The organism is Janthinobacterium sp. 13, from assembly GCF_002749695.1.
In the GTDB taxonomy this organism is placed as follows: domain Bacteria; phylum Pseudomonadota; class Gammaproteobacteria; order Burkholderiales; family Burkholderiaceae_D; genus Janthinobacterium; species Janthinobacterium kumbetense.
Genome location: NZ_PEEQ01000001.1, coordinates 482169 through 508411, shown reverse-complemented (window position 1 = coordinate 508411; position 26243 = coordinate 482169). Strand labels below are relative to the sequence as shown.

The window sequence follows — 26243 nt, the reverse complement described above, 5'->3', positions numbered from 1 at the left end:
CCTTAACCCATCATTTGCAAAGTGGCATCAAACAAGGTATTCGCCACGGAAATGACTTTCATGTTTGCCTGGTACATATTCTGGAATTCGACGAGGTTCATCGCTTCCTCGTCCTTGTTCACGCCGCTGGTGGACTTCCAGTCGTCGATGGCTTGCGCGCGCACCGTGTTGGAAGTCTTCAGCAGGGCCTGGTTCTGCTGGCTGTAGATGGCCAGCTTGCCGACGAGCTGCGTGTCCGCATCGCTCATCAGGACGGAACCCACCCAGCTGACGCTGATCGGTTGATTCTTGATATTGATCAATTCCTGCAAATTGCCGCTGTCGCCGGCCGCGCCTGTCAACGACAGGGCCAGGTCCTTGGCGTTGAAGCCGGGGGTAATGCTCAGCTTGCCATTCGCGTAGGCCAGCAGGGGACCGCCGGATGTGCCAGCCATGGTCTTGCCCAGGGCCAGTTGCGCGTTGACCTTGCTGGTCAGCTGGGTGGCCATGTCTTGCAGCGATTGCTGCAGCGGTTTCAGGGTATTTTTCTCGAATTCGCCCAGGCCACCCATCTGGCCGCCGATGGCCACCAGATCGAGGTTGTACGACGACTTGGCGAAATCGAGGCTCAGGACCTGGTCGCCCGTGTTCGTCATGCTGCTGGTCAAGGTGCCGGCCAGGCTGCCGATGACCAGCGGCTGGCCCGATTTCAGCGCGATATTGCGCGAGCCGTCCGGCTGGTCGAGGACGTCGATGCCCATTTGCGAGGCCAGGCCGTCGATCAGCTGGTCGCGCGCATCCATCAGCGAGGACACGTTCGTGCCCGAGGCCGTGGCGGTGCTGATGCGCTGGTTCAGCGCGGCGATATTGGCCAGGGTGGTATTGGCTTGCGGCACGATCGCTGCGCGTTGCTGTTGCAACGACAGCAACTGGTTGCCCATCACGGTGCTGATGCTGTTGAAGCGCTGCGCCATGGAGTCGGCGGAGGTGATGATCTGCTGGCGCAGCGGCGTCGACGTCGGGTCGACGGCCGAGGCGTTGAGGGCGGCGAAAAAGCCGTCGATGCCGTTGCTGATGCTGGAAGCATCGTCGCCCATCACGCGCTCGAGCTGGGTCAGGTAAGGCTGGGTCTGCGAACGGGCGCCCTGGTCGGACGCGGCGCGCCACATTTGCTGGCTTTTATATGCATCGGCAAAGCGCAGCAAGGCGGACACTTCCACGCCATTGCCGGCCGAGCGTACGCCGGCGGTGGCGCCCAGCGATGACAGCAACACACCCTGGCGCGTGTAGCCCGCCGTTTGCAGGTTGGCGATGTTCTGGCTGGCCGCATTGAGTGCGGCCTGGGCGGCGATGCTGCCTGACAATGCATTGCTGATGATGCTCATTGGGCAAGTTTCTTTCGTGAAGAGTGTGGCGCGTGCGGGTGGGCAAGCATTGAATCGTTGTTACCTTGTACAGGCGACGCTTCAGACGGATTTATTAAGCGGTGCCGCAATATTGTCGGTTTTGACAGTGCTTTTGGCGGCCACGGGGGCGCCGGCCGCCGGCAGCAGCTGGCGCAGGATGGCGTCGGCGATGCCGAAGGCGCGCTGGCCAGCCATCTTGTCGGCCACCAGGTTGTCGGCCATTTCCAGCATGTCGCTGTTGATGGGGTCCTTGAAGACGCTGTCTTCGCCCGCCATCTCGCGCGTGCCCGAACGCATCTGGCGCAGCATGTGCGAGATGAAGAATGCCTCGAACTTGACGGCCGCCTCGGTGGCCTTGGCCGCATAGCGCGGGTCGGCCGGCGTGGCGGCCGCAGGGGAGCGGTCGTCGAGCGCCGAGGGCAGGGCGCTGCTGCTGTCGTTGATATTGATCATATGACCACCAGTTCGCCTTCGATGGCTCCCGCCTGGTCGAGGGCTTGTAAAATTGCCATGATGTCATCGGGCGAAGCGCCCAGGCTGTTGACCACGTCGATGATCGATTGCAGCTTGGCGCCGGCCGGCCATTTGAACATATTGCCGTTGCCCTGGTCGACGGACACCTTCGATTGCGGCGTGACGGTGGTCTGGCCGCGGCCGAACGGCGCCGGCTGGCTGACGGCCGAGCTTTCGGAAATGACGACCTTGAGCGAGCCGTGCGTGACGGCGGCCGCCTTCACGCGCAAGCCTTCGGCGATGACGACGGTGCCCGTGCGCGAATTGAAGACCACTTTCGGCGTATCGACGCCGACGTCGACGCTCAAGGCTTCCAGCTTGGCCATGAAGGCCACGCGCTGGGTCGGGTTTTCCGGCGCCAGCACTTCCACGCTGGTGGCGTCGCGCGTGGTGGCGACGGCGCCAAAGCGGCGGTTGACGGCTTCGACGATATTGATGGCCGTCTCGAAATGCGGGTGGCGCAAGTTCAGGGTGACGGTCGGCTTGGTCGAGAAATCGCTGAGGATCTCGCGCTCGATGTTGGCGCCGTTGGGAATGCGTCCCGAGGTGGGCGTATTGACGGTGACGGACGAGCCGCTCTTGCCGGTGGCGTTCAGGCCGCCGACGACGACGTTGCCTTGCGCCAGCGCATACGTTTCATTGTCGGCCGCGCGCAATTGCGTCAGCAGCAGGGTGCCGCCGCGCAAGCTTTTCGCATCGCCCAGGGACGACACGGTGACGTCGATGGCCTGGCCACGACGGTATCCTGGTGGAAACACGGCGCTGACCATGACGGTGGCGACGTTCTTGCTTTTCGCTTCGGCGCCGTCCGGCATCTTCACGCCGAACTGCTTGAGCATGTTGACCACGGACTGGCTGGAAAACTTCACCTGGGTGGTATCGCCGCTGCCGTTCAGGCCCACGACGAGGCCGTAGCCGACCAGCGGGTTGTCGCGCACGCCCTCGATACTGACCAGGTTGCGCAGCACTTGCGCGGCGCTGGCGGGCAGGGCAAAGCCGGAGAGCGCGGCCAGCATGGCTGCCAGGGGCAGGGCGGAACGAAATTTCATGAGGTCACCTTAAAACGGCATCCATGGGCCGACGAAGAAGCGCGTCAGCCAGCCTGGTGTATTGGCTTCGGCCAGGGTGCCCTGGCCGGAATAGGCGATCTGTGCATTGGCAATGCGCAAGGACGAGACCTGGTTGCTGGAATCGATGTCGGCCGCGCGCAGGTAGCCGCGCAGGCGCACGAATTCCTCGCCCTGGTTCAGGGTCAGCGTTTTTTCGCCCTGTACGCGCAGCAAGCCGTTCGGCAGGACTTCCTGCACGATCACGGTGATGGCGCCGGACAGCGCATTTTGCTGCGTGCTGGTCGAGTCGCCGGCGAAGTTGCGGTCGGCCGACAGGTCGACGCCCGTCTTGGGGAGGGTCTTGCCGAGGATATTGGCCGCCTTCACGCCGACGGACGAGCCCTTGTTGAACGAGGTGCCCGCCTTCTTGCTGGCCTGCGTGGTTTCCTGCAGCGCCACCGTGACGACGTCGCCGACGCGGAAGGCGCGGCTGTCCGAGATCAGGTCCAGGCTTGCGTCGGGATTGAACACGCCGCCGGCCACGCCGCCGCGCGCAGCGCTGCGCGGCGCCACGGGCAGCGGCGTATCGGAAAAGCTCGGCGCCACCGGCGCGGCCGGCTGGCTGGCGCAACCGGCCATCAATACCAGCAGCATGGCTGCCGTGGCTTTCATGGCGACTGTCATCAGCGTGCCGCTTGCGCCAGGTATTGCAGCATATTGTCGGCGGCCGACAGCACCTTGGTGTTCATTTCATAGGTGCGCTGGGCAGCGATCATGTCGACCATCTCTTCGACCACCTGCACGTTCGAGCCTTCCAGCGCGAACTGCTTCAGCTTGCCCAGGGCGCCTTCGCCGGGACGGCCTTCCGTCGGCGTGCCGCTCGATGCCGTCTCCTGGAACAGGTTTTCACCGAGTGCCAGCAGGCCCGTCGGGTTGACGAAGCTGGAAAGGTTCAGCTGGCCCAGCTGGGTGCCGTTGACATTGCCCGGCACGGTGGCCGTGACCATGCCGTTTTCGCCGATGGTGATGGCCGTGGCGTTGTTCGGCACGGTGATCTGCGGCACCAGGGGCAAGCCCTGGGCGTTGACCATCACGCCGTTTTCATTGATGCCCAGCTGGCCGGCGCGCGTGTAGGCCGCTTCGCCGTTCGGGCGCAGCACCTGCAGGAAGCCGTTGCCGGTGATGGCGACGTCGAATTCGCGGCTCGTCGTTTGCAGGCTGCCGGTGGTAAACACCTTTTGCGTGCCGACCATGTGCGTGCCGTTACCCAGCTGTACGCCCGAAGGCGAGAGGGTGTTGTCGGCGCGCTGCGTGCCCGGCTGCTGCTCGACCTGGTAAAACAGGTCTTCGAAGACGACGCGGTCGCGCTTGAAACCGACGGTGTTGACGTTGGCCAGGTTATTCGCGATGGCTTGCAGTTTGGCATCTTGTGCCTGCACGCCGGTCTTGCTGATCCACATTGCTGGATTCATGTGTTGCTCCTAGTAATTGATTGGCGTGGGGCTCAAGCGCCCAGCAGGCGGTTGCCCGATTCCGTCATGGAATCGCTGGCCTTGAATACTTTCATCTGCATCTCGAAACTGCGGTTCAGGCTCATGGTGGCGACCATTTCCTCGACGGCCGAGACGTTGCTGCCTTCCAGGTGGCGGTCGCGGATGCGTACCGCCGGATCGGCCTGCAAGTCTTCGCCGCTGCGCGCCACGATCAGGCCCGCCTCGTTCTTGGTCAGCTCGCCCGCTTCGGCGTTGACCAGCTTGAGCTTGTCGACCGTCTGCATTTGCGCGGTGCCCGGCACCTGGATGGAAATCGTGCCATCGCTGCCGATCGACAGGCTGGTGTGCTCGGGAATCGTGATCGGGCCGCCTTCGCCCAGCACGGGCCGGCCATTGATGGTCAGCGCGCCCGTTTCATCGAGATCCATGGCGCCGGCGCGCGTGTAGGCTTCGCCGTTTTGCCACTGCACCGCAAGAAAGCCGGGGCCCGTGACGGCCACGTCGAGTTCGCGTCCCGTTTCCTTGATGGCGCCCGTGCGCGTGCCGACGGCGCTCGACTGCGTCTGCGTCATGTGGCGGTCGTCGTAGCCATAGCCGTTTTGCAACGGCTGGGCAGTGGACACTTCCAGGTTGGCGCGAAAGCCGCCCGTCTCGATGTTGGCCAGGTTGTTGGCGTGTACCTGCTGTGCCCGCAGGGCACGGTCGGCCCCGCTCATGGCGGTATAAATCAGCGCATCCATTGCTCTTTACCTTTGCGTATCGTGGATTACAGCGCTTGCATCAGCGATTGCAGCATGGCGTTCTCGGTCGAGATGACCTTCGAGTTCGCCTGGTAGTTACGCTGCGACGTCATCAGGCCCACCAGTTCGGAGGTGATGTCGACGTTCGACTGTTCCAGCGAGCTCGTCGTCAGTTTGCCGGCCATGCCGACGCCCGGACGGTCATACATGGCGGTGCCGGAAGTGGTCGAGGCGACCCAGCTGGTATCGTTGACGGCCGTCAATGCGCCTTCGTCGGGGAAGGTGGCCAGGGCGATCACGCCGATGCTTTGCTTCTGGCCGTTCGTGTATTTCGCCACGACGGAGCCGTCGTCGGCCAGTTCCACGCCCGTGTAGGTGCCCGAGGCATAGCCGTCGGCACGGTCGGTCGAGGTGGTCGCTTCGCCGGCGAACTGGGTGGTGCCCGTGTAGTCGATGGCGATCGACAGCGGCGCGGCGCCTGTCGGCGTGCCCAGCGCCAGGTTGACCGGCGCGGTCAGGTTCAGCTTGCCGGAGGTATTGAAGGTCATGCTCGTCACCGTCCCCAGATCGGCGTTGTCGAGGGTGTAGTGCACGTCCACGCCCGTTGCCGTCTTGACGAAGTACTGGCCCACCGAGTGCTTGGCGCCCAGCGAATCGTAGACGATCGAGGACTTGGCGCTGTTGTAGCTCAATTCATTGGTCTTGTCGAAAGCCGGGGTCTTGATGGTCCATTCGGACGACATGTTGGCGGCATACGCCAGCTTGGTCGACGCCACGGCGGGAATCTGGCCCGTCGGAATGTTCATGTCGCCCATGGTGCCCAGGGTGGTGCTGCCCTTGACGGCGGCATAACCCTGCACCAGGCGGCCGTTCGAATCGATCAGCTTGCCTTCATTGCTGGCCGAAAAGATGCCGACGCGGCTGTAGGTCATGGTGTTTTGCGCATCGCGCGTGACGAAGTAGCCGCGGCCATCGATGGCCGCGTCGAGCGCGCGGCCCGTGTTCAGCACGCCGCCATTGAGCGACATGCTTTGCGTGATCGAGCCCACTTCCGTGCCCGTGGCGCGCGAACCGGCGTACATGGCCGAAAAGTTGGCGCGGCTGCTCTTGAAACCGTAGGTGCCGGCATTGGCGATATTGTTACTGGTGCTGTTCAACTGTTGGTTGATGGACTGGATACCGGACAGGGCGATGTCGAAACTCATGTTGACTTCCTTTAGTGAAGGACGAGATTAGTGTGCAGGAAACGAAGGGGCGAGCGGATCAGGCCGTCTTGCCGTTAAAGCCGGTGATCGCGCCAGGGTTGACTTCGCCCAGGTTCGACACGCTCAAAATCATGCTGCCGCTGGACGACAGGCGCACGCTGTTGAGCTTGCCTGCAATGTCGACCGTTGGTTTTTCGGCGCCGCTGGTGCTGACCGTCATGCTGTAGGTGCCGGCAGGCAAGCCCAAGGCCACGGGATCGATGGTGAACGGCACCGTGCCGGGCGCCTTGGCGCCCAGTTCGATCTTGTATTCCTTGTCGTCCAGCCCTTTCAGGGTCACGGTGGTCTTGGTGGTGCTGGCGGCCAGCGCGATGGTGCCGCTGACCTTGCTCTTGTCGAGCTGGACCGTTTCGGTGTTGACCATGACTTCCGAGCCCACTTGCGCGCCCAGGGCCAGCACTTGCATCGATTGCAGCACGCTGGCATTGGCGCTGGTCAGCGCCGACAGGTTTTGCATCGCTTCCGTCTGCGCCTGCTGCGTCAATTGATTGACGAACTGGCTCGGATCGGTCGGCGCGAGGGGATCCTGGTTCTTGATCTGTGCGACCAGCAACTTGGTGAACATATCCTGGGTGGCATTGCTTTGCGACTTGACGGCATTGCTGTTGCTATTGCTGCCGCTGGTGTTATTTGTAAAGAGGTTGGTTTCCATGGATTATGCTTCACCTAATTTGAGGAGCGATTGCTGCATCGACTTGATGCGGCCCAGAACTTCGACATTTGTTTCAAACGCGCGCGAGGCCGACATCATGTCGGTCATCTCGGCAACCTGATTGACGTTGGGATAGAACACCATGCCATCGGCATTGGCCATCGGGTGGCCCGGTTCATAGACCTTGCGCAGCGGCTCATCGCTTTGCACCACGTCGAGTACCTGCACCCGCCCACCGGCGCCGCTGGCGCCCGGGCCGTCCATCACGGCCGCAAACACGGGCTTGCGCGCGCGGTAGGTTTCGCCTTCGGAACCGGCAACGGAATCGGCATTGGCCAGGTTGCTGGCGATGGTATTGAGGCGCACGGTTTGCGCCGCCATCGCCGAACCGGCGATCTTGGAAATGTCCTGGAAGCTCATGCTGATCCTTATTGTCCGGAAATGGCCTTGGACAGACCCTTCAGTTTCATGTTGACGAAAGTGAGGCTGGTCTGGAAGTCGGTGGCATTCTGCGAGAACGCCGCCTGCTCGACGCCGATTTCGACGGTGTTGCCGTCGCGGCTAGGGTGGTAGGGGACGCGGTACAGGGCGCTGGCATCGTCATCGGTCGACAGCAGGCCCGCCTCGTTGTCCTGCAACTGCTGCAGGGCGCTGCCGAAATCCATGTCCATGGCCTGGAAGCCGGGCGTGTTTTCATTGGCGATGTTGGCGGCCAGTACGCGTGTACGGTCGGCACGCAGCGCGAGTGCATCGGCGTGCACGCCCAGCGCATCCTTGAAATTAATCCCCATGGTCATCCTTTGTGTTGAATTCGATCGTGCTTTTTGCGGTTCGGGCCAGAAAATAGGTGGTGCAGAGGTAAAATCCCAGCCTGGTCATGTTGACGCATGGTAAGGTCATGCCGCTTCAGTATCTTTGATTAAGGTTAGCAATGATTTACTTTGAGAACTATTCCGTGATGTGGAACAAGGCGCAATGTCGTCACATACTGCTTCCGGGCCTCTTTTTACTGACCAGCCTATATAGTAGTGCAGGATGCGCAGAATTGCCAGCCGACAATATATTTTCGCGTGTGGAACAATTGGCGCGCGAGCAATTGGTGCAGCAAGCAGCCTCGGCGGGACTGCTGGAACCGCAGTTTCAAGTGGCCGTGGTCAAAAGCACGCGCCCCGTGCCGGCGTGCGCGGCGCCCGTCGCGCTGGAAACGGCGGACAGCCGTTCGGCGCAGCGCATGCGCTTCGTGGCAGTGTGTCCTGGAAGCAACGGTTGGCGCTATGAAATGCTGGCGCGCGGCAGCATTACGGCCCAGGTCGCGGTGACGAGCGCCCCCGTGACGGCGAATACGCCGTTGCAGGCGGGCGACGTGACCCTGGCGCGGCGCGACGTGACGATGGTGCCGGACAGTATTTCCTCCTTGCCCGGCGCCGTTGGCCTGTCGAGCCGGCGCAGCTTGCGTGCCGGCGAAGTGTTGCGGCAAGGGCAACTGGCGTCGCCCGTGTTGATCAAGCGGGGCAGTGCGGTGAATATCGTGGCGCGCAAGGAGCAGGTGGAAGTGAGCATGGCCGGCGAAGCGCTGGATCCGGGCGCGCTGGGCGAGGTGATTCGCGTGCGCAACGCCACCAGCGGCACGGTGATACGTGCCAGGGTGGTCGATGCGGGCGTGGTGGAACCGGCCGAACTTCCCGGCCGTTAAGGAAACTACTCGGCGGCGGCCGTGCGCTGCAGACGCGTCGCCAGCTGGGTCAGCTTGGCGGCGTAGTTGGGGTCGGTGGCATAGCCGCCGCGCGCCAGGCCTTGCGCGAAAGCGCCCGCGTCGCTACCCGTGTTCAGGGCGGCGCGGTAGCGTGGATTGTCGAGCAATACTTGCGCATAGTCGCGGAAGGCGCTGGCCTGGTCCGGATAACTGCGGAAACGTTCCGTTTTCTTCAGGGCCGTGCCGCTGCCCGCCTCGTATTCGGTGGTGACATTGCTGGCCACGTCGCCTTGCCATTTGCCGCCGGCCTTGATGCCGAACAGATTATTCGTGTCCGCGCCCGTGCCCTGGCGCAGCGGACGCTGGCCCCAGCCCGATTCCAGCGCCGCGTGGGCGGCGACGATTTCCGGCGCCACGCCCAGGCGCGCGCCCGTTTCCTGCGTCCATGGCTTGATCGAGGCGAGGAATTGCTGCTGCGTTTCGCCGATCTCGCCACCCTGGTTGATGCTGCCCAGCACATTGACGGGCTGGCTCTGTTCCAGGTAGGCGCGGCCTTGCGGGTTCAGGCTGGTGGCGTTGCCGCCGCCCTGTTCGATGAAGCGGGCCACTTCGCCCTGTACTTGCCGGAACACGCTGCTGAAACTGCCGGCGCCTGCCGTGGCAGGGGTTGCGTGCATATTGCTTTGCACGGCATTCGTCGCCATCGTCGACGGCGTGGCGGCCATGGCGCCCATCTGTGAAAAATCAGCCTGGCGCATACGTATCTTCCTCGCCATGCAGCACGCGCTGCATGATGCTGTACTGCTCTGTTAATAAATCGCTGTTGCGGGCATTCAGGCGCTTGCATTCGAGCACCATCTGCTCGAGCGCAGCCCAGTCGCGCTCGGCGGTGGTGCGCGCGTCATCTTGCAATAACGCAAACAATTGCGGCATATCGCCTTGCGGGCCCAGCAGGGCAGTGACGAGGCTGACCCGCTGGCGGCGGCGCGCATCGAGGGGCTCGACGGCGGCGATGACCTGGTCGGCCAGTGCCGTCAATTGCGCGCTCTGATGGTGCAAGGTCGCCTGGAATTGCTCTTCCAGCACGGTTTGCAGGGCGGCATAGCCGATGCTGTCGTCTTTCATGCCTTGCAGCACGCGGCGCATGGCTTCCTGGCGCGTGATGCCCTTGCGCGGTGCGGTCACGATTCGCCGCCGTGGAAACGCTGGATCAAGCCTGCCAGTTTCGACGGATCGAACGGCAATTCGCCCTTGGCCAGCGCATCGCGCAGCATGGCCACGCGCTCATGGTCGATTTCAGGCATGGCGCGCAGGGCGGCCATGGCCGGTTGCAGCACGGCCGATTGCAGTTCCGCCCCGGCCGACGAGCCGCCCATGGCGCCGGCGGCGCCCGCGTTCTCGGCGATCGCCTCGGCCGGCGCGACGGCGCTGCTGCGTACGGCAGCGCCGGTATTGCCGGAGGAGATTTTCATACGTTGTCCCTTGCCCTTAATTTGCATGCTCATCCCGCTCCTTCTTTGCGGGCAAGCCCAGTTTCTCGCGCAGGCGCTGCAAGGTGCCCGAGTCCGGTTCGCCCACTTGCAATTCTTCGCCCTGCGGCTTTTGTCCGGCCATGCCGAACATGGCGGCGATGCTGTCAGCCTGGCCACGCGTCAATATTAACAGTTCGATGCGGCGGTTGATGCCGGCGCTGGCGTTTTTTACGTCCAGCGGCGCGCGGTCGGCCATGCCCACCACTTGCAGCACGCTGTCCGGACTCATGCTGCCGATCAACAATTGCGCGCGCGCCGACATGGCGCGGTTGGCCGACAGGGTCCAGTTCGAAAAGCCTTCATAGCCGGTATTGGCGTATTGCATCGAATCGGTGTGGCCGACGATCAGCATCTGGTTATCCATTTGCGCAAACACGGGGCCCATCTGGCGCAACAGCTTGCGGAAACGGTCGGTCGGCACGGCGCTGCCGCGCACGAACATGCCTTGCTTGTCCGTGTCGTGCAGCATGACGCGCAAGCCGTACGGCGTGATCACGGATTGCAAATTGCTCTTCAATCCCGCTTCATCGCTGAGCTTATCGAGCGCGCGCGACAGGCTCAGCAGGTCTTCCGGCGACTGGTAGCTGACCTTGGTCTGGTTTTGCGGCGCGGCGCCAGCCTTGCCGTCCTGCATCTGCTTGCCTTCCGTGCGCGTGTCGCCCGTGCCCTTGCGGGGCATGGGGAAGCGCTCGATCAGGCTGCCGCGGGGGCCGCCTTTCTGTTCCGGCATGACGCCCTGGCCTTCGCCCTGGCGGCTGCCTGCCGACGCATCCATCATGATTTCCTTCATCGCCTGCTGCTCGCGCGCGGCCATCAGCCATAGCACGAGGAAGAGCGACAGCAGGGCCAGGCAAAAGTCGGCGAACGCCACTTTCCAGGCGCCGCCATGGCCATCGTCGTCGTGCTTGCGGCCGGCACGCTTGATGATGGCCTGTTCATGTTTCTCATGCGGCTTTAGCACGGCGGCCTCCCCGGCCTTGGCCTTGCTCTTGTTCGGCGCCGCCATCTTCCAGCGCATTGATCCAGCTCTCCAGCTGGGCGAAGCTAGGCTTGATGTTCAGCTGCACCAGGCGGCGGCCCGCATCGATGGCCAGCAGGGGCGGTTTGCCCGCCACGTGCGTGACCAGCACGACCTTCACGCATTCCATGGTCGAGCCTTCCTCGCCCACCAGCTGTTTCATCATGTTGCACATCGGATCGAGCACGCCGTAGCAGAAGAAGATGCCGATGAAGGTACCGACCATGGCGGCGCCCACTTTTTCCGAGATTTCCGCCGCATCGGCGCCGTCGGCCACGGAATTCATGGCCATCACGATACCCAGAACGGCGGCCAGGATACCGAAGCCGGGCATGGCTTCGGCGATCTTGTGCAAGGATTTCGACGGTTGCAGCAATTCGTCGTGGATGGCTTCCAGTTCCTGCTCCAGCACGCCTTCCAGCTCATGCGCGTTGATCTTGCCCATCGCCATCAAACGGAAGTTGTCGACGATGAAGGCGAGCAGCTTCGGCTCTTCCAGCACCAGCGGATAGCGCTGGAACAGGGCGCTTTCGCGCGGCGCCTCGACGTGGGCATCGAGCGCCTTCAGGCCGCCGGCGGCCGTTTGCAGCAGTTCATACATCAGCAGCAGCAACTGGCGCTGGAATTCCGAGCCTTGCTTCTTGTGCGTGACGATCTTGCGCATCTGGTGCAGCATTTCACCGAGTACATGCTTGGGGTTGCCCAGCACCAGGGCGCCGACGGCGGCGCCGATGATGATGATCAACTCGACCGGTTGCCAGATCGCGTGGACGGTGCCGCCCATCAGGGCGAAGCCTCCGAATACACACCCCATCACGATTAAGATACCGATAATTACCATGTCAACTGCCTTTCTGCGTCATTGTGCTGCGTCAATTTGATGGATAGTGCTGAAACTTATGCGTCTTGCAGCATGGTTTTCATCTTGCCCAGCGCCGTCTTGTTCAACTGGCAGACGCGGGCGTCGCTCAGGTCTAGCACGGCGGCAATTTCTTTATAGCTCAGTTCGAATTCGTAATACATCTGGATCACGCGCTGTTCCCGTTCGTCCAGCGTGCGCAGCGCCTGTTCCAGGCTGCGCCGCACCATCAATTGCTCTTCCGGGCTCGGTGCGCTGTCGGCTTGTCCCAGGCTTTCCTGCAGCACTTCATCAAAACTGGCGATCAGCTCGGCGTTTTCCGCCAGCTGGTACTCCTGGAAGGCTTCCGGCGTCAGCTTCAGGGCCGCCATGATTTCCGCTTCCAGCGGCTCGCGCCCCAGGCGCCGGGTCAGGGCGCGCACGCTGTCGCGCAGGCGGTGGCTTTCCTGGCGCACGGCGCGCGGACGCCAGTCCTGGCGCCGCAATTCATCGAGGATGGCGCCGCGGATGCGCAGGCTGGCATAGCTGCCGAACGACTGGTCCGGCACGCCGTAGCGGCGCAAGGCTTCGAGCAAGCCCATCAGGCCGATCTGTTCCATGTCGTCGCGGTCGATGGCGCCCGACACCTGCGAATTGAGCTGGCGCACGATGCGTTTCACCAAAGGGGAGTACGCCACCAGATGTTGTTGTTCTTCGGCAACACTGAGCACTGCCGCGCAAGCGCTGGCGGCGGCATATTCGCCGGCGCCATACGCTTCCTGGTATTGCTCTACATAGGCCAAGGGATCTCCCACTAGGTCGGCTGGCGTGTTGGCTTATTCAATGATCAGCTTGCCGACCATGACTTCGGTGAACGGTTTTTCCATCTGTTCGCGTTCATAGCTGACATTGAAGGCCTTGTTGATCTGTTCGGCAAATTGCTCCACCGTCATCGTCTGTGCCTTGTCCATCGGGAAACTCGACAGGGTGCTGACGGCGATCGAACGCATCAGCGGCAAGTGGTCCTTGGTCAGCTTTTCCTTTTCTTCGGTGGTGGCGATCACCAGGTCGGCCGACAGGTAATGCGTTTCGCCTTCGCCGGGGCCGCGGCGCAGCATCACGATGACCTTGTCCAGCGTGAGGAACTTGCGCGCCTTCTTGCCTGTGGCCGGCGGCGGGGTCTTGGCTTCGGCCACCTCGGCATGGCCGGCAACCGGCTTGGCCAGGTACCACATGGCGCCGCCAGCGGCGCCGGCGGCCAGCACGGCCACGGCGACAAAGCCGCCTATCAGTTTCATTTTCATATTCATCAGGCAGTCTCTCGCTCATGCATGGCGTAAGTGGTACCGGCAGGGCTGCCGTCGGACAGGGCGCGCCCCGGTTCCGCGTCGTCGTTCTGGCGGCCCGGTTGACGCTGGCCGCGCGCATCGCCTTCGGCAAACGCCTGGGCGGCGGGGCTGCGCGGGGTGGCGCTGATATTCACGGCCACCTCGGTGTACTGGCGCTGCGCCAGGTCGCTGCGCATGTTTTCGCCGATGCCTTGCAGCTGGCGCAACACTTCCGAGTTCGACGCCGTGACGTTCACCTGCAGCGCGCCAGCCGTGTGGCGGATGGAAATTTCAATGCGGCCCAGCATGGGCGGGTCGAGGCGGATCGTCGCGTGCTCGCTGTTGCGGCCGATCTGCGTCTGCAGGCGTTCGCCCAGCGCTTCGCGCAGCGGTTCCTGCCATTGCTGGGCAGGGCCGTTGAGCTTGATGGTATCGCCGGACGGAGCCGCCGTGGCCGTATTGCCGACCGCGCCCGTCAAGCCCAGGTTGGGCGTGGCGGGGGCCGGCGTCGCGGCGCCGCGTTCGCCCTCGCGCGCGGCAGGGGCGGCGGCGGCCGTCACGGGAGCGCCTTGCTGCAGCAGCGCTTCGAACGGCTGTGCCGGCGCGCTGCCCTTGGCGGCGGTCGCCGGGTTGGCGGCGGCCAGCGGTTCGCGCGTGTCGCGCCCTGGCGCTGGCGCCATTGCCGGCGCGGATGCGGTGAGGGTGACGGCCGCGGGATGCAGGCTGATGTTGAGTGCAGGGTTGGCTTGCGCCGCATTCGCCTGCACCGGTGTCTGTGTTTGTGTCTGGGCTGCGGCGCGCGCCTCGGCTGCGGCCGCGTCCGTTGGCGGCAGCATCGTCACCGGCAAGCCGATGACGGGGGCGGCCATGGCCGGCAGGCTGCTGTCGGCCTGGGTGTCGCTGTCGCCGTCCTTGGCGGGTGCAGGCGCGGGCGTGCCGGCGTCGGCCGTTTCCACGGCGGTCACATCGAGCACCTGCGCAAACAGGGGCAGGGCGGAGGGCGCCGTTGCGGTGCTGCCATAGCCTGGCGTGCCGGGCAAGGCAGCGGTCTGTGCCGGCGCTGGCGCCGGTGCGGATGCAGCGGAGGCCGCCGGTGCCGGAGCGGCCGGCGCCGTGTTGAAGTTCATGATCATGCTTGATTCCCGTCCGAGTCGTATTCGCCGAGCGCGGCGTAGGCGACCCAACCTTCCTTATTTGCCTGTAATGCACCTAGGTGTAACCCCAGGCGTTCTTTTTCCTCAGAGCAAATTTTAACCGCTTGCGCGTGAATTTTGCGCAATTGCAACAATTCTGTTTGTTCCAGCGCATTCCATGCGCCCCGTTCAGCCAGCAGCGGGATGTTTTTCGCCAGGCTGGCCGAGAGTTTTTCCATCGCCTCCCAGTCCGGCTGCGCGATGGCCGCGCTCAATTGCCGGCTCAGCTGCTGCAGCGCGGCGCGCCTAGGCATTGTTGGCCTGGACGCCCACCCAGCCGCGCTTGATGGTGGTCATCAAGGTTGTCACTTCATCGATCAGGGTCGGGTCGAGCTTGATGCCGGCCGTGTACAGGCGCGCCACGCAATAGTCGTACAGGCGCGCCAGGTTGACGACCACTTCGCCGCCATTGTCGAAATCGAGCGAGCTCGACAGACCGTTGATGATCTGCGTGCATTTATCCAGGCTGATGGCCTTTTGTTCGTAGCGCTTGCCCACGATATGCCCGCGCGCGCGCGCCAGTTCTTCCAGCAGGCCGTCCGTCAGCACCAGTACCAGTTCGACCGGTGTTGCGCGGGCGGTCTGGGCATCCAGGTTGACGGCGTGGTAGTTGCCGTAAGCTTCATTGTTTAACATGATTGTATTCTCGCTATGTTAACTGTGGCGGCGCGGCAGGCGCATCCGCCTTAGGATTTATTGTTGCTAAACATGGCATCGAACATATCGGACGTCTTGCTCATTTGCTCCTGCAATACTTGCAGACGCGTAAATTGATCGAGGAAGCGTTTGTATGCCGTGTCATATTGGGCCGTGAGGCGCTCGCCGCTCTTGACCAGGCTTTTCTGCAGCTTGTCCGTGGCGGCCTGGCGCTGGGTGATCTGGCCCTTGGTGACATTGCTCCACTGGCCCAGTACCTTGTCCAGGCTGCCGAGCACGCCGGCCGGGGCGGACAGGCTGTTGTTGCCAAAAAGCTTGTCCAGGCCCGTCGGGTTGTCGGCCAGCTTGGCCGTCAGCTTGGCGGCGTTGAGGCTGATGGTGCCGTCGCGCTGGGCCGTAATGCCGTAGGACACGAGCGAGACGCCATTGATGTTCAGGCGCAGGGCGTCGCCCATGCTGCTGCGCAAGGCATTCAGACCGGAATCATGGGCGAAGATGCCCGCGGCGATGTTCTTTTCCGGATTGCCGGGGCTGGCCAGGCCATCCATCAGGGTTTTCAGCTTGTTGTAGGCATCGACGAACGCCTGCACGTTGGCGGCGGTGCCGGAGTTGTCGGTGGCGACGGTCAGCGTGACGGGCGCTTCGGCGGCACTCATGGCGCGGGTGAACGTGATTTTCACATCCTGCACGTTGGTGAATGTATTCGATGCCTGCGTGATGGCCGTGCCGCCGGGTTTGCCGCCCAGCCAGACGATGGCGTCGTCAGCCTTGACGACTTCCTTGATGTTGGCCGGAGCGATCAGCGCGCCTTTCAGCGCGATATTGTCGACAGCGCTGGCGTCGAGCGTGGCGGCGTTGGCAATGCCCGTCGCATTCGACGTCAGTACCAGTTGCGCCTGGTTATTGATGGTCACGATGGAGGCGGTGACGCGCGAATTGTTCTTGCTGTTGCCGTTGATGGCGGCAGCGATTTCCTGCGGTGTCAGTGTGCCGTTGCCATCCTTGTCGGCGGCGGCCAGGTCGATGTTGAGCGTGTTGTCGCCCACGCCATCGCCGATTTTCACTTTCAGCGTACCCGTGCCATCGGCGGTATTGACGTTGCTCAAGCCGCCATACGACATCTGGCTGGCCGTGGCCAGTTTTTCAACAAAAAAGGAATAGGTGCCCGGCGTCGCATTGATGCCGGCCGTGGCCGTGCCGTAACCGGCGGCGGGGAAGGTGGCGGACTGGCTCAGCACCGATTTGCTGCTGGTCATGGACGACATGGCGCTCTGGAAGGCGGAGATGGCCGACTTCAGGTTGCCCAGCGCCGTGCTGGTGTTGCTGGCCAGCGTGTTCTGCGCCTGCAGGGCGGCCTTTTGCGCGGCGATAGCCTTGGTAGCCAGTTTTTCGGCCGTTGGGATCGGATCGTATTGCGGTGCAGTAATTACGCTTGCCATGCCAGACTCCTGAATAAAGGGATATACCGGTACAAGGCGACCCCCATTCCCGTTTTGTGAAGTTTTCCTGAAAGAAACTTACACAAACCTCATTTTACCTGCCCGCGGAACCAGAATTGCGTCGCCAGCTCGTCTTGCCGCTTGGCATCGACACGTTGTTGCTCATTTGCAACATACTTTTGTTTCTGCGTGAGGACCTGGTCCAGCACTTCGCGCTTGGCCCAGGCCGTATTGAGTGCGCGTTGCGAAACGGCCATGTTGGCTTCGTGCAAATGCAGATCGGTACGGTGCTGGTCGGCCATCTGCATGACGGCTTGCTTGAAGTTGCCGCAGTTGACGGACAGGGCCAGGGGCAGGGCGCCGCTGGGGCCGCTATCCGTGTACAGGCCCGTCAGGCGTTCCAGGTTTTTCTGGTAGCGCTCGCGCACGGCCGTCTGCGCCGCCATTTCGCCTTGCAGGCGTTCCACTTCGGTGCTGCGCAGGCCGACCAAGGTGGTCAGGTTGCGGATGGTATGCGCGTCGCTCACGTATGCTCCTAGGCCATGATCTGTTCAAGTTGTTCGATGCACGGTCCCATCGGGGCCTCTTCCTTGGTGCCCTGGCACAGGAAGGCTTCGATGGGCGCGTGCAGCTGGACGGCGCGGTCGGTGATCGGGTCCGCGCCGGGCACGTAGGCGCCCAGCGGGATCAGGTCGCGCACGCGCGCATGGCGCGCCATCGACGCTTTCAGCGCGCGCGCCGCCTGCATGTGGGTGGGCGTGATCACCTGCGCCATGCAGCGGCTGATCGAGGCGGCGATGTCGATGGCGGGGTAGTGGCCCCGCTCGGCCAGTTCGCGCGTGAGCACGATGTGGCCGTCGAGAATCGCGCGCGCCGTGTCGACCACGGGGTCCTGTTGGTCGTCGCCCTCGGCCAGCACCGTGTAGATGGCGCTCATGCTGCCTTCCGGGTGGGCGCCATTGCCGGCGCTTTCCACCAGTTGCGGCAAGTTCGAAAACACGGACGGCGGATAGCCGCGCGTGGCCGGCGGCTCGCCCAGGGCCAGCGCCACCTCGCGCAAGGCCATCGCATAGCGCGTCAGCGAGTCGACCAGCAGCAGCACGTGCTTGCCCTGGTCGCGGTAATGGGCGGCGATCGAATGGCACAGTTCGGTGGCCATGATGCGCATCAACGGCGATTCATCGGCCGGGGCGATCACCAGCACGGCTTTTTTCAAGCCTTCGGCGCCGAGCGACTTTTCGACGAATTCGCGCACTTCGCGGCCCCGTTCGCCGATCAGGCCGACGACGACGACATCGGCCACCGTCTGGCGCGTGATCAGGCCCAGCAGCACGCTCTTGCCGACGCCGGAACCGGCCATCAGGCCCACGCGCTGGCCCTTGCCCAGGGTTAGCATGCTGTTGATGGCCCGCACGCCCACGTCCAGCGGCTCGACCACCGGTTGTTTCTTCAGGGGATTAATTTTTGGCGGCGTGACTTCCAGGATGTGTTCGCCACCGAGGCGGCCCAGGTCGTCGATCGGCTCGCCCAGGCCATTGACCATGCGGCCCAGCCACGACGGGCCGATCTGCAGGCTGGCCTTGTCGGGCAAGGGCAGAACCCTGGCGCCGGTGGTCAGGCCCGTGGCCTTCTTGAACGGCATCAGGTAGGACAGCTTTTCGCGAAAACCGACGACTTGCGCATCGAGCCACTCGCCGCTCACAGTTTCAATTTGACAACGCTGGCCCGTGTGCAGGCGGCAGCCGGCGCTTTCCAGCAGCAGGCCGGAGGCGCCGACCAGGCGGCCGGTGGGTGTCGCGACCGGGATATCGCCGATCTCGAAACTGCGCAGCGTGTCGGCGATCATGCAGGCGCGCCCTGGTCCGCGTGTTCGGCGGCCAGCGCCAGGTGGCTGCTGACTTGTTCCATGCAGGCCGACAGGCGCTGATGGCAGCCCGCGTCGACTTCATTGTCGCCCGCCTTGATGCGGCATTCGCCCGCGTCCAGGCGCGCGTCGGCGATCAAATTCCATCGCTTGGCGCGCTTCGGATCGAGTTCGCTGATGCGTTTGAGTTCTTCCGGATTGAGGAAGACGTCGATTTCCTCGCGCGTGGGCGGCATCGAGGCCAGGGTCTCGTCGACCAGGGCCAGCAATTGCACCGGCTGCAGCGCCAGTTCCGCGCGGATCACCTGGCGCGCCACCTTGGCCACCAGGTCGACCACTTCCTTGCGCTGCGCTTCGCGGTAGTCGGCGCGCACTTTTTTCAGGTCGCGCAGGATGGCGTCGACGGGGCGGGCCAGGCGGTCCAGCGCCACCAGGGTTTCATTGCGGCCTTCTTCGCGGCCCTGCGCCATGCCGTCGTTGCGTCCGGTGTCGTAGCCGTCCTGCTGGCCTTGCACCAGGCCCACTTCGTAGCCGTCGCGCTGGCCTTGCTCGAAGCCTTCCGAGACGGACGCCTGCCACTGGCCGTCCGTGTCCTCGTTGGAGGCACGCTGGCCGGCGGCGATGAATTGCGACAGGGGCGGGAAACGATACGAGCGGAAGTGTTTCATTCGATCACCGCTTCGGCAAACAGTTGCACTTCGATCTCGCCCGCATCGGCGAGTCCCTTGACGGTGGCCATGATTTCCTGGCGCGTTTGTTCGATACGGCTCAAAGGCACGGGGCCGGAACGGCGCATCATGTCTTCGAAGCTCTGTGCCTGGCGGCGCGGCATGGTTTTCAGCACGGCGTCGCGGATCGACGGTTCCGCGCCCTTGAGGGCGATGGCCCACTGTTCCATCGGCACGTCTTCCAGGATGCGCGTGAGCGTGACATCGCTCTGCGTGGCCAGGATCAGGAAGTCGTACATGCTCAGTTCGATTTCCGACACCACTTCCGGGTCGTGCGCGCGCAGCAGCTCGACCAGCGCGGCGCGGTTGCCCGGCATGCGGTTGAGAATCTCGGCCGCCTGGCGGATGCCTTCCACGCTGGTGCTTTGCGTGTCGAGCGTGCCCAGGCAGCGGCCCACCAGTTCGTCGAGCTCGACCAGCAGGTCGCGGTCGATCTCGTCCAGGCGCGCCAGGTTCAGCAACACCAGGTCGCGGCCTTCGACGGGCAGGGCGTCGAGAATCTGGCCGGCCAGCGCGGGCGGCAGGAAGGCCAGGAACACGGCTTGCATCTGCACGTGTTCATTGACGATGTATTCGGCCAGCCATTTTGGCGAAGCCCACTGCAGACGCGCCATCTTGGGGCGGATCGCATCGCCGTAGATGTTGTTCAGCACGCTATTTGCGATATCGCTGCCCAGCGCCATGTCCAGCGAACGCTTCAGGTAGCTGCGCGAGGCGCCGTGCACGCCGCTTTGCTGGCGGTAGTCGTCGAAGAAGGTCTGCATCGCCGTTTTCACGGACTCGACCTTGATGCCGCTCATGCGCGACATCACTTGCGTGACTTCCAGCAATTCTTCGCGCGACAGGCAGCGCAGCACGTTGGCTGCCTGCTCTTCGCCTATGCTCAGCAGCACGATGGCAGCCTGTTCCACGGGGTTCAGGCTGGCGCTTTCGTATTCGGCGCCGTCGGAGGGATTATTGTTGTTGAGTTCGGCCATTTTTCTGCATCCATTGTTTGACGACTTCGGCGACACGCTCGGGTTCTTTTTCAGCCAGCACTTTCAGGTGGTCGACCATCACGTCGACCGCCGAGCCAGGCGGCGGCAAGTCATAGTTTTCCAGCAGCGGCACGACCGGCATGCTGCCGCCGGCGGCTTCGCCTTCGAGCGCCAGCGGTGTGCCATTCACGCCCAGGGCTGGCGCGCCGGCAACGGTCGCGCCGTTGGCGCCGGCGGCGGCGCTGCCGCCCAGCGCCAGGGCAGGGTCGAGCTGTTTCAGTGCCGGCGGCGCCAGGCGCGTGGTCAGCAGGCGCAGCAGCGGACGCAGGATCAGGAAGTAGCCGAGGATGGCGCCCAGTGCGTACAGCAGCCAGCTGCTGAAATCGACGACGGTGTCGCGCTCTTCCCACCACTGCGCCACGGGCGGCTTGGCGGGGAAGGCCAGCGCCGTCAGGCTCAGGCTGTCGCCGCGCTGGGCGTTGATGCCCAGGCCGCTGTTGAGCATTTTTTCAATATTGCCCAGTTCGGCAGGAGTCCAGCCCGTTTTCGGGTTCGGTGCGGCGGCGCTGTTGAGGACCACGGCGACGCTGAGTTTTTCCAGGCGGCCACGGCTGCGCTTGATCTGCGTGATGCTGCGATCGTAGGCGTACTGGCGCGTGGTGGCGTTCTTGCGGGCCGTGCCGTCGTCGGATGGTTTCGGCGCGCCATCGGCGGGGGCGGCGCCGGCGGCGTCGGCCGGTGCCGGCACGGCAGCCGCCGGCGGACGGTTCGACAGACTGCCGGGAATGCCGGCCACGGTGCGGTTGCGTTCCTGCTCTTCGCGCATCGCTTCGCTCGTCACTTTCGGGGCTTCGCCGTATTTTTCCAGCGTTTCGTCCACGCGGTCGTTGTTTACGGCGGCCGTCACGCTGAGCTTGAAGTTGTCTTCGCCGATGACGGGGCCGAGCAAGCCCGTGACGTTGCGGCGGATTTCATCTTGGAAACGTTTCGCGCCTTCATTGCCGGCGGCCGAGGCGTCGAAGCCGTCCGTCAGGTCGACGTGCGCGGACAGCAGGTTGCCGCCCTGGTCGACCAGGCTCACGCGCGTTGGCGCCAGGCTGGCGACGCTGCCGGCCACCATGTTGATGACGGCGGCGATCTGTTCCGGCGCCAGGGTGCGGCCCGGTTTCAGCGCCACGACGATCGAGGCGGACGATTTGTCGCCGTCGCTGGCGACGAACGATGTCGATTTCGCAATCGACAGATGGACGCGCGCCGAAGCGATCGCGTCCATCGTCATGATGCTTTGCGCCAGTTCGCCTTCCAGGCCGCGGCGGAAGCGCACGTCCTGCACGAATTGCGATACGCCCAGCGGGTCATTCTTGTCCATCAGTTCCAGGCCGGCCGGCAGTTGCGCCGTCACGCCCTTCGAGGCGAGCAGCATGCGCACCTTGCCCAGCATCGCGTCGGGCACCAGCACCTGGCCGCTGTCCGGATGCAGGCGGTAGGGGATGTGTTCGGCGTCCAGCGTGGCCATCATGTCCGTCACGGCCACTTTTTCGCGCGCGCCAAACACCGGCTTGTAGTTGGCCTGGTCGCGCCAGGCATACATGGTCACCATGGCGGTGATGCCGATGGCCAGCACGACGATGGGAACCAGGTTTTTCAGCAGGGCGGGCGGGATGGCGGGCTGGGCACCAAGGCGCCAGCGCGCAAATGCGGACTTCATGGGGGTAATCACTTGGGGTAACTTTCGCTGGGAGGCTGGGCGTGGATCAGGACGTGAAGATTACAGAGGCAGTTTGATGAGTTCGTCGACGGCGCCCATGACCTTGTTGCGCACTTGCATCAACATGGAGAAGGACAGGCTCGCTTCCTGGCTGGCCAGCATGGCGCCGACCATGTCGTCGCTCTTGCCGCTGTCGACGTCGCTCATTTTCTGCGCCGCCATGCGGTCATCGCCGTTGACCTTGCCGATGGCGTCTTTCATGCTTTGCGCAAAGGAGAAGCCGGATTGTTCCGGCGCGCCGAACTGGGCGGCGGGCGCGATGCTGGCGCCCAGGGCGCGCGCGTCATTGCTCAGTGCTGCCAGATCGGCCTTGATCAGACCTGCGAGTTCGTTGCTCATCGTGCCCTCTACTTTCAATATGCGGTGACGTATCAATCAGAAATTACTGGTGTTGCCATTCCGGCAGGCATGACATCCCGCGCCATCTTGCCCGGCCCGCTTACAGGGCCCATCAGTTTTATCAGTTGCCACACCATCCGCTCAAGCAGATTCAAACAAACCCGGCAGACCTGCGCCGACGTGATTCACATGGCCATGATAACTAATAATTATCTGATAAAAGTTTCTTCTGGTGGCAATAAGCGGGACTGGAAACTGCCATAAAAACCGGAATCAGGTAAGCGGAATGGCGCACTGCAAATCTATATTTTGTCGCTATAAGCTTACCTCGCGGCAACTATAAAGTAAAGAGAGGATTGCCTCAAGGAATATTGATACATGGCAATATTTAGCTTTTTCATGTATTGTTCAGCACCGTAGTCATCCAGCATGCGATACGATGCGCAATCGTTTGCTTGCAGACCGGTACGCCAGGTCAAGATGATGCTGTATTTAATTTCGGGCGATCCGTATAATTTGTTCTGCCACCGCAATACCGACATGACCACTACATGACAATCCTTACCAAGACAGATCAAACTGTGCGCCATCAAGTCCTCGATTCCTGTCTGCTTGGACGTCCTGTCCATTTGCTGCATGTATTCGGCGCCCAGCTGCGCGACGACCTGGCCGTGGCCCTGCGCCAGCCGATGAGTCGCCGCTACTGGGGGAATTTCCAGATCGATGCCGTGACCTTGTCGCGCGTGGAAAACGAGGACAGCGTGAACCGCTGGCTGAGTTTCTCCACGCCGGCCAGCCAGACGGGCTTTGCCCTCGAACGGCAGATACTCTTGAGCGTGCTGAACTATCGCTATGGTAGTGCCGGCGCCAAGGGCGCGCTGCCCGATCCGGCGCAGGTGCGCGTGACGGCCACGGAAGAGCGTCTCGCTGTGGTGCTTGGACAACAGTTGGTGAACAGTTTGTTCTCCCGCGTGCACAAGAACCTGCAAACCCTGGGCAAAAGCAGCGACATCGACACCAGTGCCGAGGTCGCCGCGCAGTCGGGCGTGCATCCGGCACGTGGCAGCTGGATCGTCACGGTGGCGCTCAGCGACGTCGAGGCGGGGCAGAGCGGCCAGTTCTGGTTCTCGCTGGACAAGCGCCTGATGGCCGACGTGCTGCGCGGCTTGCTGCCCGAGCGCGCGCAGGCGAAGAAAGCCTTGCGCGGCAGCGTGCGTCCGCTCGCGTCGCGCCTGCAAGTGACCCTGGAAGGCCGGCTCGTCAGCAAACAGGTGCAGCTGGGCGCCTTGTTCGACTTGCGCGTGGGCGACGTGATTCCCGTTAGCCTCAGCCGCACCGACGTCATGCTCGACGACTCCCGTCTCTTTACAGCTGCTGTTTCCGAACACAAGGGCAAGCTCTGTTTAACCTCCTTTGAAGATGTCGAATAATATGAATATGACCGATACCAACCAGAGCGAAACCCTGCTGGAAGACCTGGGCGATGACATGATCATCGACCAGGGCGACGTGTCCGACGTGGCCAGCGGCCGCGCGCGGCGCGACATTCCGCAGATGATGCGCAAGATTCCCGTCACCCTGACCCTGGAAGTGGGCTCGGCCCGCATTTCGCTGGAAGAATTGATGGCCATCGGCCCGGAAAGCGTGATCGAACTCGACATGCTGGCCGGCGAACCGCTGGTGATCAAGGTCAACGGTACGCCGATCGGCCGTGCCGAAGTGGTGGTGGCCGGCGAGAACTATGGCCTGAAAGTCATCGACCTCGACGGCCTCAATCTCGACCTGATGACAGCATGAAGCTGGCGGTACCCGGCTTGAGCCGGCGCCGCGGCGCGCTGGCTGCTGCGCTGGCTGTTCCCGTTCTGATGCTGTGCTGCAACGCCGCTGGCGCGCAGGACCTGCTGTCCGGCGTGGTGCCGGGCGCGAAGACCGACCTGTCGGTGAAGATGCAGATCCTCGTCGTCATGACCCTGCTCGGGCTGCTGCCCGTGATGGTCATGATGATGACCAGCTTTACCCGCTTCGTCATCGTGCTGTCCCTGCTGCGCCAGGCCCTGGGCCTGCAGCAGGGCTTGCCCAACCGCATCGTCACGGGCATCGCCCTGATCCTCACCCTGCTGGTCATGCGCCCCATCGGCGACCAGGTGTGGAAGGACGCGTTCGTGCCGTACGACCGCGACCAGATCGGCATGCAGGAAGCGCTGAAGATCGCCGAAGTGCCGATTTCGCGCTTCATGCTGGCGCAGACGAGCAAGGCCGCGCTGGCGCAGATCGCGCACCTGGCCGGCGAACCGTCGACCATGCGCCCGCAAGACCACAGTTTCACGGTCAAGCTGGCCGCGTTTGTGTTGTCCGAACTCAAGACGGCGTTCCAGATCGGGTGCATGCTGTTCATACCGTTCCTCATCATCGATCTGGTGGTGGCGTCCGTGCTGATGGCCATGGGCATGATGATGCTCTCGCCGCTGGTGATTTCGCTGCCGTTCAAGCTGCTGCTGTTCGTGCTCGTCGACGGCTGGACCCTGACCGTCAACACGCTCGTTACCAGCATACAGGGCTATTGATCCATGTTTACCCCTGAAGTCGCCGTCGACCTGATCATCGAAGCGCTGCACGTCGTGATGCTGCTGGTGGTGATCCTGGTCGTGCCCGGTTTGCTCATGGGCTTGCTGGTCGCGCTGGTGCAGGCGGCCACCTCGATCAATGAACAGACCATGAGTTTCCTGCCGCGCCTGCTGGTCACCCTGCTGGCCCTGATCCTGGCCGGCCGCTGGATGGCCGGTTACCTGATGGATTATTGCGTGTCCATTTTTCAGCGCGCCGCCACCCTGGTCGGATAGCGCCGCGCGCCATGGATCAGATTTTCAATCAGGTGCTGCCGTTTCTGCTGGCCGTGTGGTGGCCGTTCTGCCGCATCCTGGCCATGCTCAGCGCCTCGCCCGTGATCGGCGACGCCATGGTGCCCGTCCCCGTGCGGGTGCTGCTGTCGCTGGTGCTGGCGATCCTGATGCTGCCCGTGATGCAGGCGTCGGGCATCTCGCAGGACTTGCTGAAGATTGATCCGTTTTCCCTGCACGCCGCCGTCGCCACCCTGGAGCAGGCCATCATCGGCTTCGTCCTCGGCCTGGCCTTCCACTTCGCCATGTCCGTCATGTCGGTGCTCGGTTACCTCGTATCGAGCCAGGTGGGCTTTTCCATGGCCGTGATGAACGACCCGCTCAATGGCACCTCCTCGGACGTGATCACGGGGATGCTCACCATCATGTGCATGATCGTGTTTTTCGCCATCGACGGCCACCTCGTGCTGACGGGCGTGATCGGCGCCAGTTTCACGGCCTGGCCCGTGGGGCAGGGCTACGGGCCGCTGCTGCTGCAGACGGTGGCGTATAACGTGGCGTGGATTTTCGCCGCCGCCATGCTGCTGGCCTTGCCCATCGTCTTTTCCACCATGGTGGTGCAGCTGGGCTTTGGCTTCCTGAACCGGGTGGCGCCGTCGCTGAACCTGTTTTCGCTGGGTTTTTCCATGATCACCGTGTTCGGCCTGCTGATGCTGGGGCAGATCGTGCGCTTTATCCCCGAGCACTACATCGCCATGACGAATCGCGTGCTGGAAATGATCGCCGAACAGATGCGGGTGGCCCATGGATAGCGCACGTGCCGACAAGCTGCTGCGCAGTCCACTTCCGGGCATCCGTTGCTCGCTGTACCTCCGTACAGCTGCGCTACTCAACCCGGCATTGAACTTGCTCGCTACGCTTGTAGGGCACGTGCG

General features: G+C 63.2%; 33 protein-coding genes. 6 read left to right on the top strand and 27 right to left on the bottom strand.

Features of this window, described 5'->3' with window-relative positions; genetic code table 11:
* Positions 1-2: 2 nt before the first annotated feature.
* From flgK to flgB, 10 genes are all read right to left on the bottom strand, one after another.
* On the bottom strand, positions 3-1364 hold the full coding sequence (flgK, locus tag CLU94_RS02075) for a flagellar hook-associated protein FlgK (RefSeq protein ID WP_099664394.1): 1362 nt from the start codon (positions 1362-1364) through the stop codon (positions 3-5).
* Positions 1365-1445: 81 nt separating this feature from the next.
* Positions 1446-1838, bottom strand: a complete 393-nt coding sequence (locus CLU94_RS02070; protein WP_373609739.1) for a flagellar biosynthesis protein FlgJ — start codon at positions 1836-1838, stop codon at positions 1446-1448.
* Positions 1835-2947 carry a flagellar basal body P-ring protein FlgI gene (locus tag CLU94_RS02065; RefSeq protein WP_070219890.1) on the bottom strand — a complete coding sequence of 371 codons (1113 nt, stop codon included), beginning with the start codon at positions 2945-2947 and terminating at the stop codon, positions 1835-1837. The genes CLU94_RS02070 and CLU94_RS02065 overlap by 4 nt, the downstream gene beginning before the upstream one ends.
* A gap of 9 nt (positions 2948-2956) precedes the next feature.
* Positions 2957-3619, bottom strand: coding sequence for a flagellar basal body L-ring protein FlgH (gene flgH / locus CLU94_RS02060; protein ID WP_180278556.1), 663 nt, complete (start codon positions 3617-3619; stop codon positions 2957-2959).
* Positions 3620-3630: 11 nt separating this feature from the next.
* Positions 3631-4419, bottom strand: coding sequence for a flagellar basal-body rod protein FlgG (gene flgG, locus CLU94_RS02055; RefSeq protein WP_171985002.1), 789 nt, complete (start codon positions 4417-4419; stop codon positions 3631-3633).
* 32 nt (positions 4420-4451) lie between these two features.
* Positions 4452-5180, bottom strand: a complete 729-nt coding sequence (locus CLU94_RS02050) for a flagellar basal body rod protein FlgF (protein WP_099664392.1) — start codon at positions 5178-5180, stop codon at positions 4452-4454.
* 26 nt (positions 5181-5206) lie between these two features.
* Positions 5207-6385, bottom strand: coding sequence for a flagellar hook protein FlgE (locus tag CLU94_RS02045; protein WP_099664391.1), 1179 nt, complete (start codon positions 6383-6385; stop codon positions 5207-5209).
* Positions 6386-6443: 58 nt separating this feature from the next.
* Positions 6444-7097 (bottom strand): flagellar hook capping FlgD N-terminal domain-containing protein, encoded by a 654-nt coding sequence (locus CLU94_RS02040; protein WP_099664390.1) that lies wholly within the window; start codon positions 7095-7097, stop codon positions 6444-6446.
* Between the two features lie 3 nt (positions 7098-7100).
* Positions 7101-7517 carry a flagellar basal body rod protein FlgC gene (gene flgC, locus CLU94_RS02035; protein ID WP_034757795.1) on the bottom strand — a complete coding sequence of 139 codons (417 nt, stop codon included), beginning with the start codon at positions 7515-7517 and terminating at the stop codon, positions 7101-7103.
* Between the two features lie 8 nt (positions 7518-7525).
* Complete coding sequence (gene flgB, locus CLU94_RS02030) at positions 7526-7888, bottom strand: flagellar basal body rod protein FlgB (protein ID WP_034758109.1); 363 nt, start codon at positions 7886-7888, stop codon at positions 7526-7528.
* A gap of 254 nt (positions 7889-8142) precedes the next feature.
* Between flgB and flgA the strand changes: the two genes are divergently transcribed.
* Entirely contained in the window at positions 8143-8790 is a 648-nt protein-coding gene (gene flgA, locus CLU94_RS02025) for a flagellar basal body P-ring formation chaperone FlgA (protein ID WP_099664389.1), read from the top strand.
* Between the two features lie 5 nt (positions 8791-8795).
* Here flgA and CLU94_RS02020 read toward each other — a convergent pair whose 3' ends face one another.
* The 17 genes from CLU94_RS02020 to CLU94_RS01940 form a co-directional block, all read right to left on the bottom strand.
* Positions 8796-9548, bottom strand: coding sequence for a glycoside hydrolase family 73 protein (locus CLU94_RS02020; RefSeq protein ID WP_180278555.1), 753 nt, complete (start codon positions 9546-9548; stop codon positions 8796-8798).
* Positions 9535-9975 (bottom strand): flagellar export chaperone FlgN, encoded by a 441-nt coding sequence (gene flgN, locus CLU94_RS02015; RefSeq protein WP_099664388.1) that lies wholly within the window; start codon positions 9973-9975, stop codon positions 9535-9537. The genes CLU94_RS02020 and flgN overlap by 14 nt, the downstream gene beginning before the upstream one ends.
* Positions 9972-10262, bottom strand: coding sequence for a flagellar biosynthesis anti-sigma factor FlgM (gene flgM / locus CLU94_RS02010; RefSeq protein ID WP_034757812.1), 291 nt, complete (start codon positions 10260-10262; stop codon positions 9972-9974). Before flgM ends, flgN begins: the two co-directional genes overlap by 4 nt.
* A gap of 16 nt (positions 10263-10278) precedes the next feature.
* The gene (locus tag CLU94_RS02005) at positions 10279-11340 is read right to left on the bottom strand and encodes a flagellar motor protein MotB (RefSeq protein ID WP_099664387.1); all 1062 of its coding nucleotides are present in this window, start codon (positions 11338-11340) and stop codon (positions 10279-10281) included.
* Positions 11267-12181 carry a flagellar motor stator protein MotA gene (gene motA / locus CLU94_RS02000; protein ID WP_034757817.1) on the bottom strand — a complete coding sequence of 305 codons (915 nt, stop codon included), beginning with the start codon at positions 12179-12181 and terminating at the stop codon, positions 11267-11269. The genes CLU94_RS02005 and motA overlap by 74 nt, the downstream gene beginning before the upstream one ends.
* A 56-nt stretch (positions 12182-12237) precedes the next feature.
* Complete coding sequence (locus CLU94_RS01995) at positions 12238-12981, bottom strand: FliA/WhiG family RNA polymerase sigma factor (protein WP_077403148.1); 744 nt, start codon at positions 12979-12981, stop codon at positions 12238-12240.
* Between the two features lie 33 nt (positions 12982-13014).
* A complete protein-coding gene (locus CLU94_RS01990; RefSeq protein ID WP_251349230.1) occupies positions 13015-13482 on the bottom strand; it encodes a flagellar basal body-associated FliL family protein in 468 nt (155 codons plus the stop codon).
* Positions 13483-13487: 5 nt separating this feature from the next.
* Positions 13488-14639 (bottom strand): flagellar hook-length control protein FliK, encoded by a 1152-nt coding sequence (locus tag CLU94_RS01985; RefSeq protein ID WP_099664386.1) that lies wholly within the window; start codon positions 14637-14639, stop codon positions 13488-13490.
* Complete coding sequence (locus tag CLU94_RS01980) at positions 14636-14914, bottom strand: hypothetical protein (protein WP_251349170.1); 279 nt, start codon at positions 14912-14914, stop codon at positions 14636-14638. The genes CLU94_RS01985 and CLU94_RS01980 overlap by 4 nt, the downstream gene beginning before the upstream one ends.
* Before the next feature lie 31 nt (positions 14915-14945).
* Positions 14946-15335, bottom strand: coding sequence for a flagellar export chaperone FliS (gene fliS / locus CLU94_RS01975; RefSeq protein WP_070219791.1), 390 nt, complete (start codon positions 15333-15335; stop codon positions 14946-14948).
* A 50-nt stretch (positions 15336-15385) separates the two neighbouring features.
* A complete protein-coding gene (gene fliD / locus CLU94_RS01970) occupies positions 15386-16795 on the bottom strand; it encodes a flagellar filament capping protein FliD (RefSeq protein WP_099664384.1) in 1410 nt (469 codons plus the stop codon).
* Positions 16796-16884: 89 nt separating this feature from the next.
* Positions 16885-17322, bottom strand: a complete 438-nt coding sequence (locus tag CLU94_RS01965) for a flagellar export protein FliJ (protein ID WP_077403163.1) — start codon at positions 17320-17322, stop codon at positions 16885-16887.
* A gap of 8 nt (positions 17323-17330) precedes the next feature.
* Positions 17331-18641, bottom strand: a complete 1311-nt coding sequence (fliI, locus tag CLU94_RS01960; protein ID WP_077403166.1) for a flagellar protein export ATPase FliI — start codon at positions 18639-18641, stop codon at positions 17331-17333.
* Positions 18638-19327, bottom strand: a complete 690-nt coding sequence (fliH, locus tag CLU94_RS01955) for a flagellar assembly protein FliH (RefSeq protein ID WP_034787861.1) — start codon at positions 19325-19327, stop codon at positions 18638-18640. The genes fliI and fliH overlap by 4 nt, the downstream gene beginning before the upstream one ends.
* The gene (locus CLU94_RS01950; protein WP_077403172.1) at positions 19324-20364 is read right to left on the bottom strand and encodes a flagellar motor switch protein FliG; all 1041 of its coding nucleotides are present in this window, start codon (positions 20362-20364) and stop codon (positions 19324-19326) included. Before CLU94_RS01950 ends, fliH begins: the two co-directional genes overlap by 4 nt.
* A complete protein-coding gene (fliF, locus tag CLU94_RS01945) occupies positions 20342-22072 on the bottom strand; it encodes a flagellar basal-body MS-ring/collar protein FliF (RefSeq protein WP_099664383.1) in 1731 nt (576 codons plus the stop codon). The genes CLU94_RS01950 and fliF overlap by 23 nt, the downstream gene beginning before the upstream one ends.
* 60 nt (positions 22073-22132) lie before the next feature.
* Positions 22133-22471 carry a flagellar hook-basal body complex protein FliE gene (locus CLU94_RS01940; RefSeq protein WP_034787870.1) on the bottom strand — a complete coding sequence of 113 codons (339 nt, stop codon included), beginning with the start codon at positions 22469-22471 and terminating at the stop codon, positions 22133-22135.
* A 551-nt stretch (positions 22472-23022) separates the two neighbouring features.
* Between CLU94_RS01940 and CLU94_RS01930 the strand changes: the two genes are divergently transcribed.
* The 5 genes from CLU94_RS01930 to CLU94_RS01910 are packed head-to-tail and all read left to right on the top strand — an operon-like array spanning position 23023 to position 26120.
* Positions 23023-23901, top strand: coding sequence for a FliM/FliN family flagellar motor switch protein (locus tag CLU94_RS01930; RefSeq protein WP_257218649.1), 879 nt, complete (start codon positions 23023-23025; stop codon positions 23899-23901).
* A gap of 1 nt (position 23902) precedes the next feature.
* Positions 23903-24268, top strand: a complete 366-nt coding sequence (locus CLU94_RS01925; protein ID WP_077403184.1) for a FliM/FliN family flagellar motor switch protein — start codon at positions 23903-23905, stop codon at positions 24266-24268.
* Positions 24265-25035 (top strand): flagellar type III secretion system pore protein FliP, encoded by a 771-nt coding sequence (gene fliP, locus CLU94_RS01920; protein WP_099664382.1) that lies wholly within the window; start codon positions 24265-24267, stop codon positions 25033-25035. The genes CLU94_RS01925 and fliP overlap by 4 nt, the downstream gene beginning before the upstream one ends.
* A gap of 3 nt (positions 25036-25038) precedes the next feature.
* Positions 25039-25311 (top strand): flagellar biosynthetic protein FliQ, encoded by a 273-nt coding sequence (locus tag CLU94_RS01915; protein ID WP_034757874.1) that lies wholly within the window; start codon positions 25039-25041, stop codon positions 25309-25311.
* A gap of 11 nt (positions 25312-25322) precedes the next feature.
* A complete protein-coding gene (locus CLU94_RS01910; protein ID WP_077403190.1) occupies positions 25323-26120 on the top strand; it encodes a flagellar biosynthetic protein FliR in 798 nt (265 codons plus the stop codon).
* Positions 26121-26243: the final 123 nt, after the last annotated feature.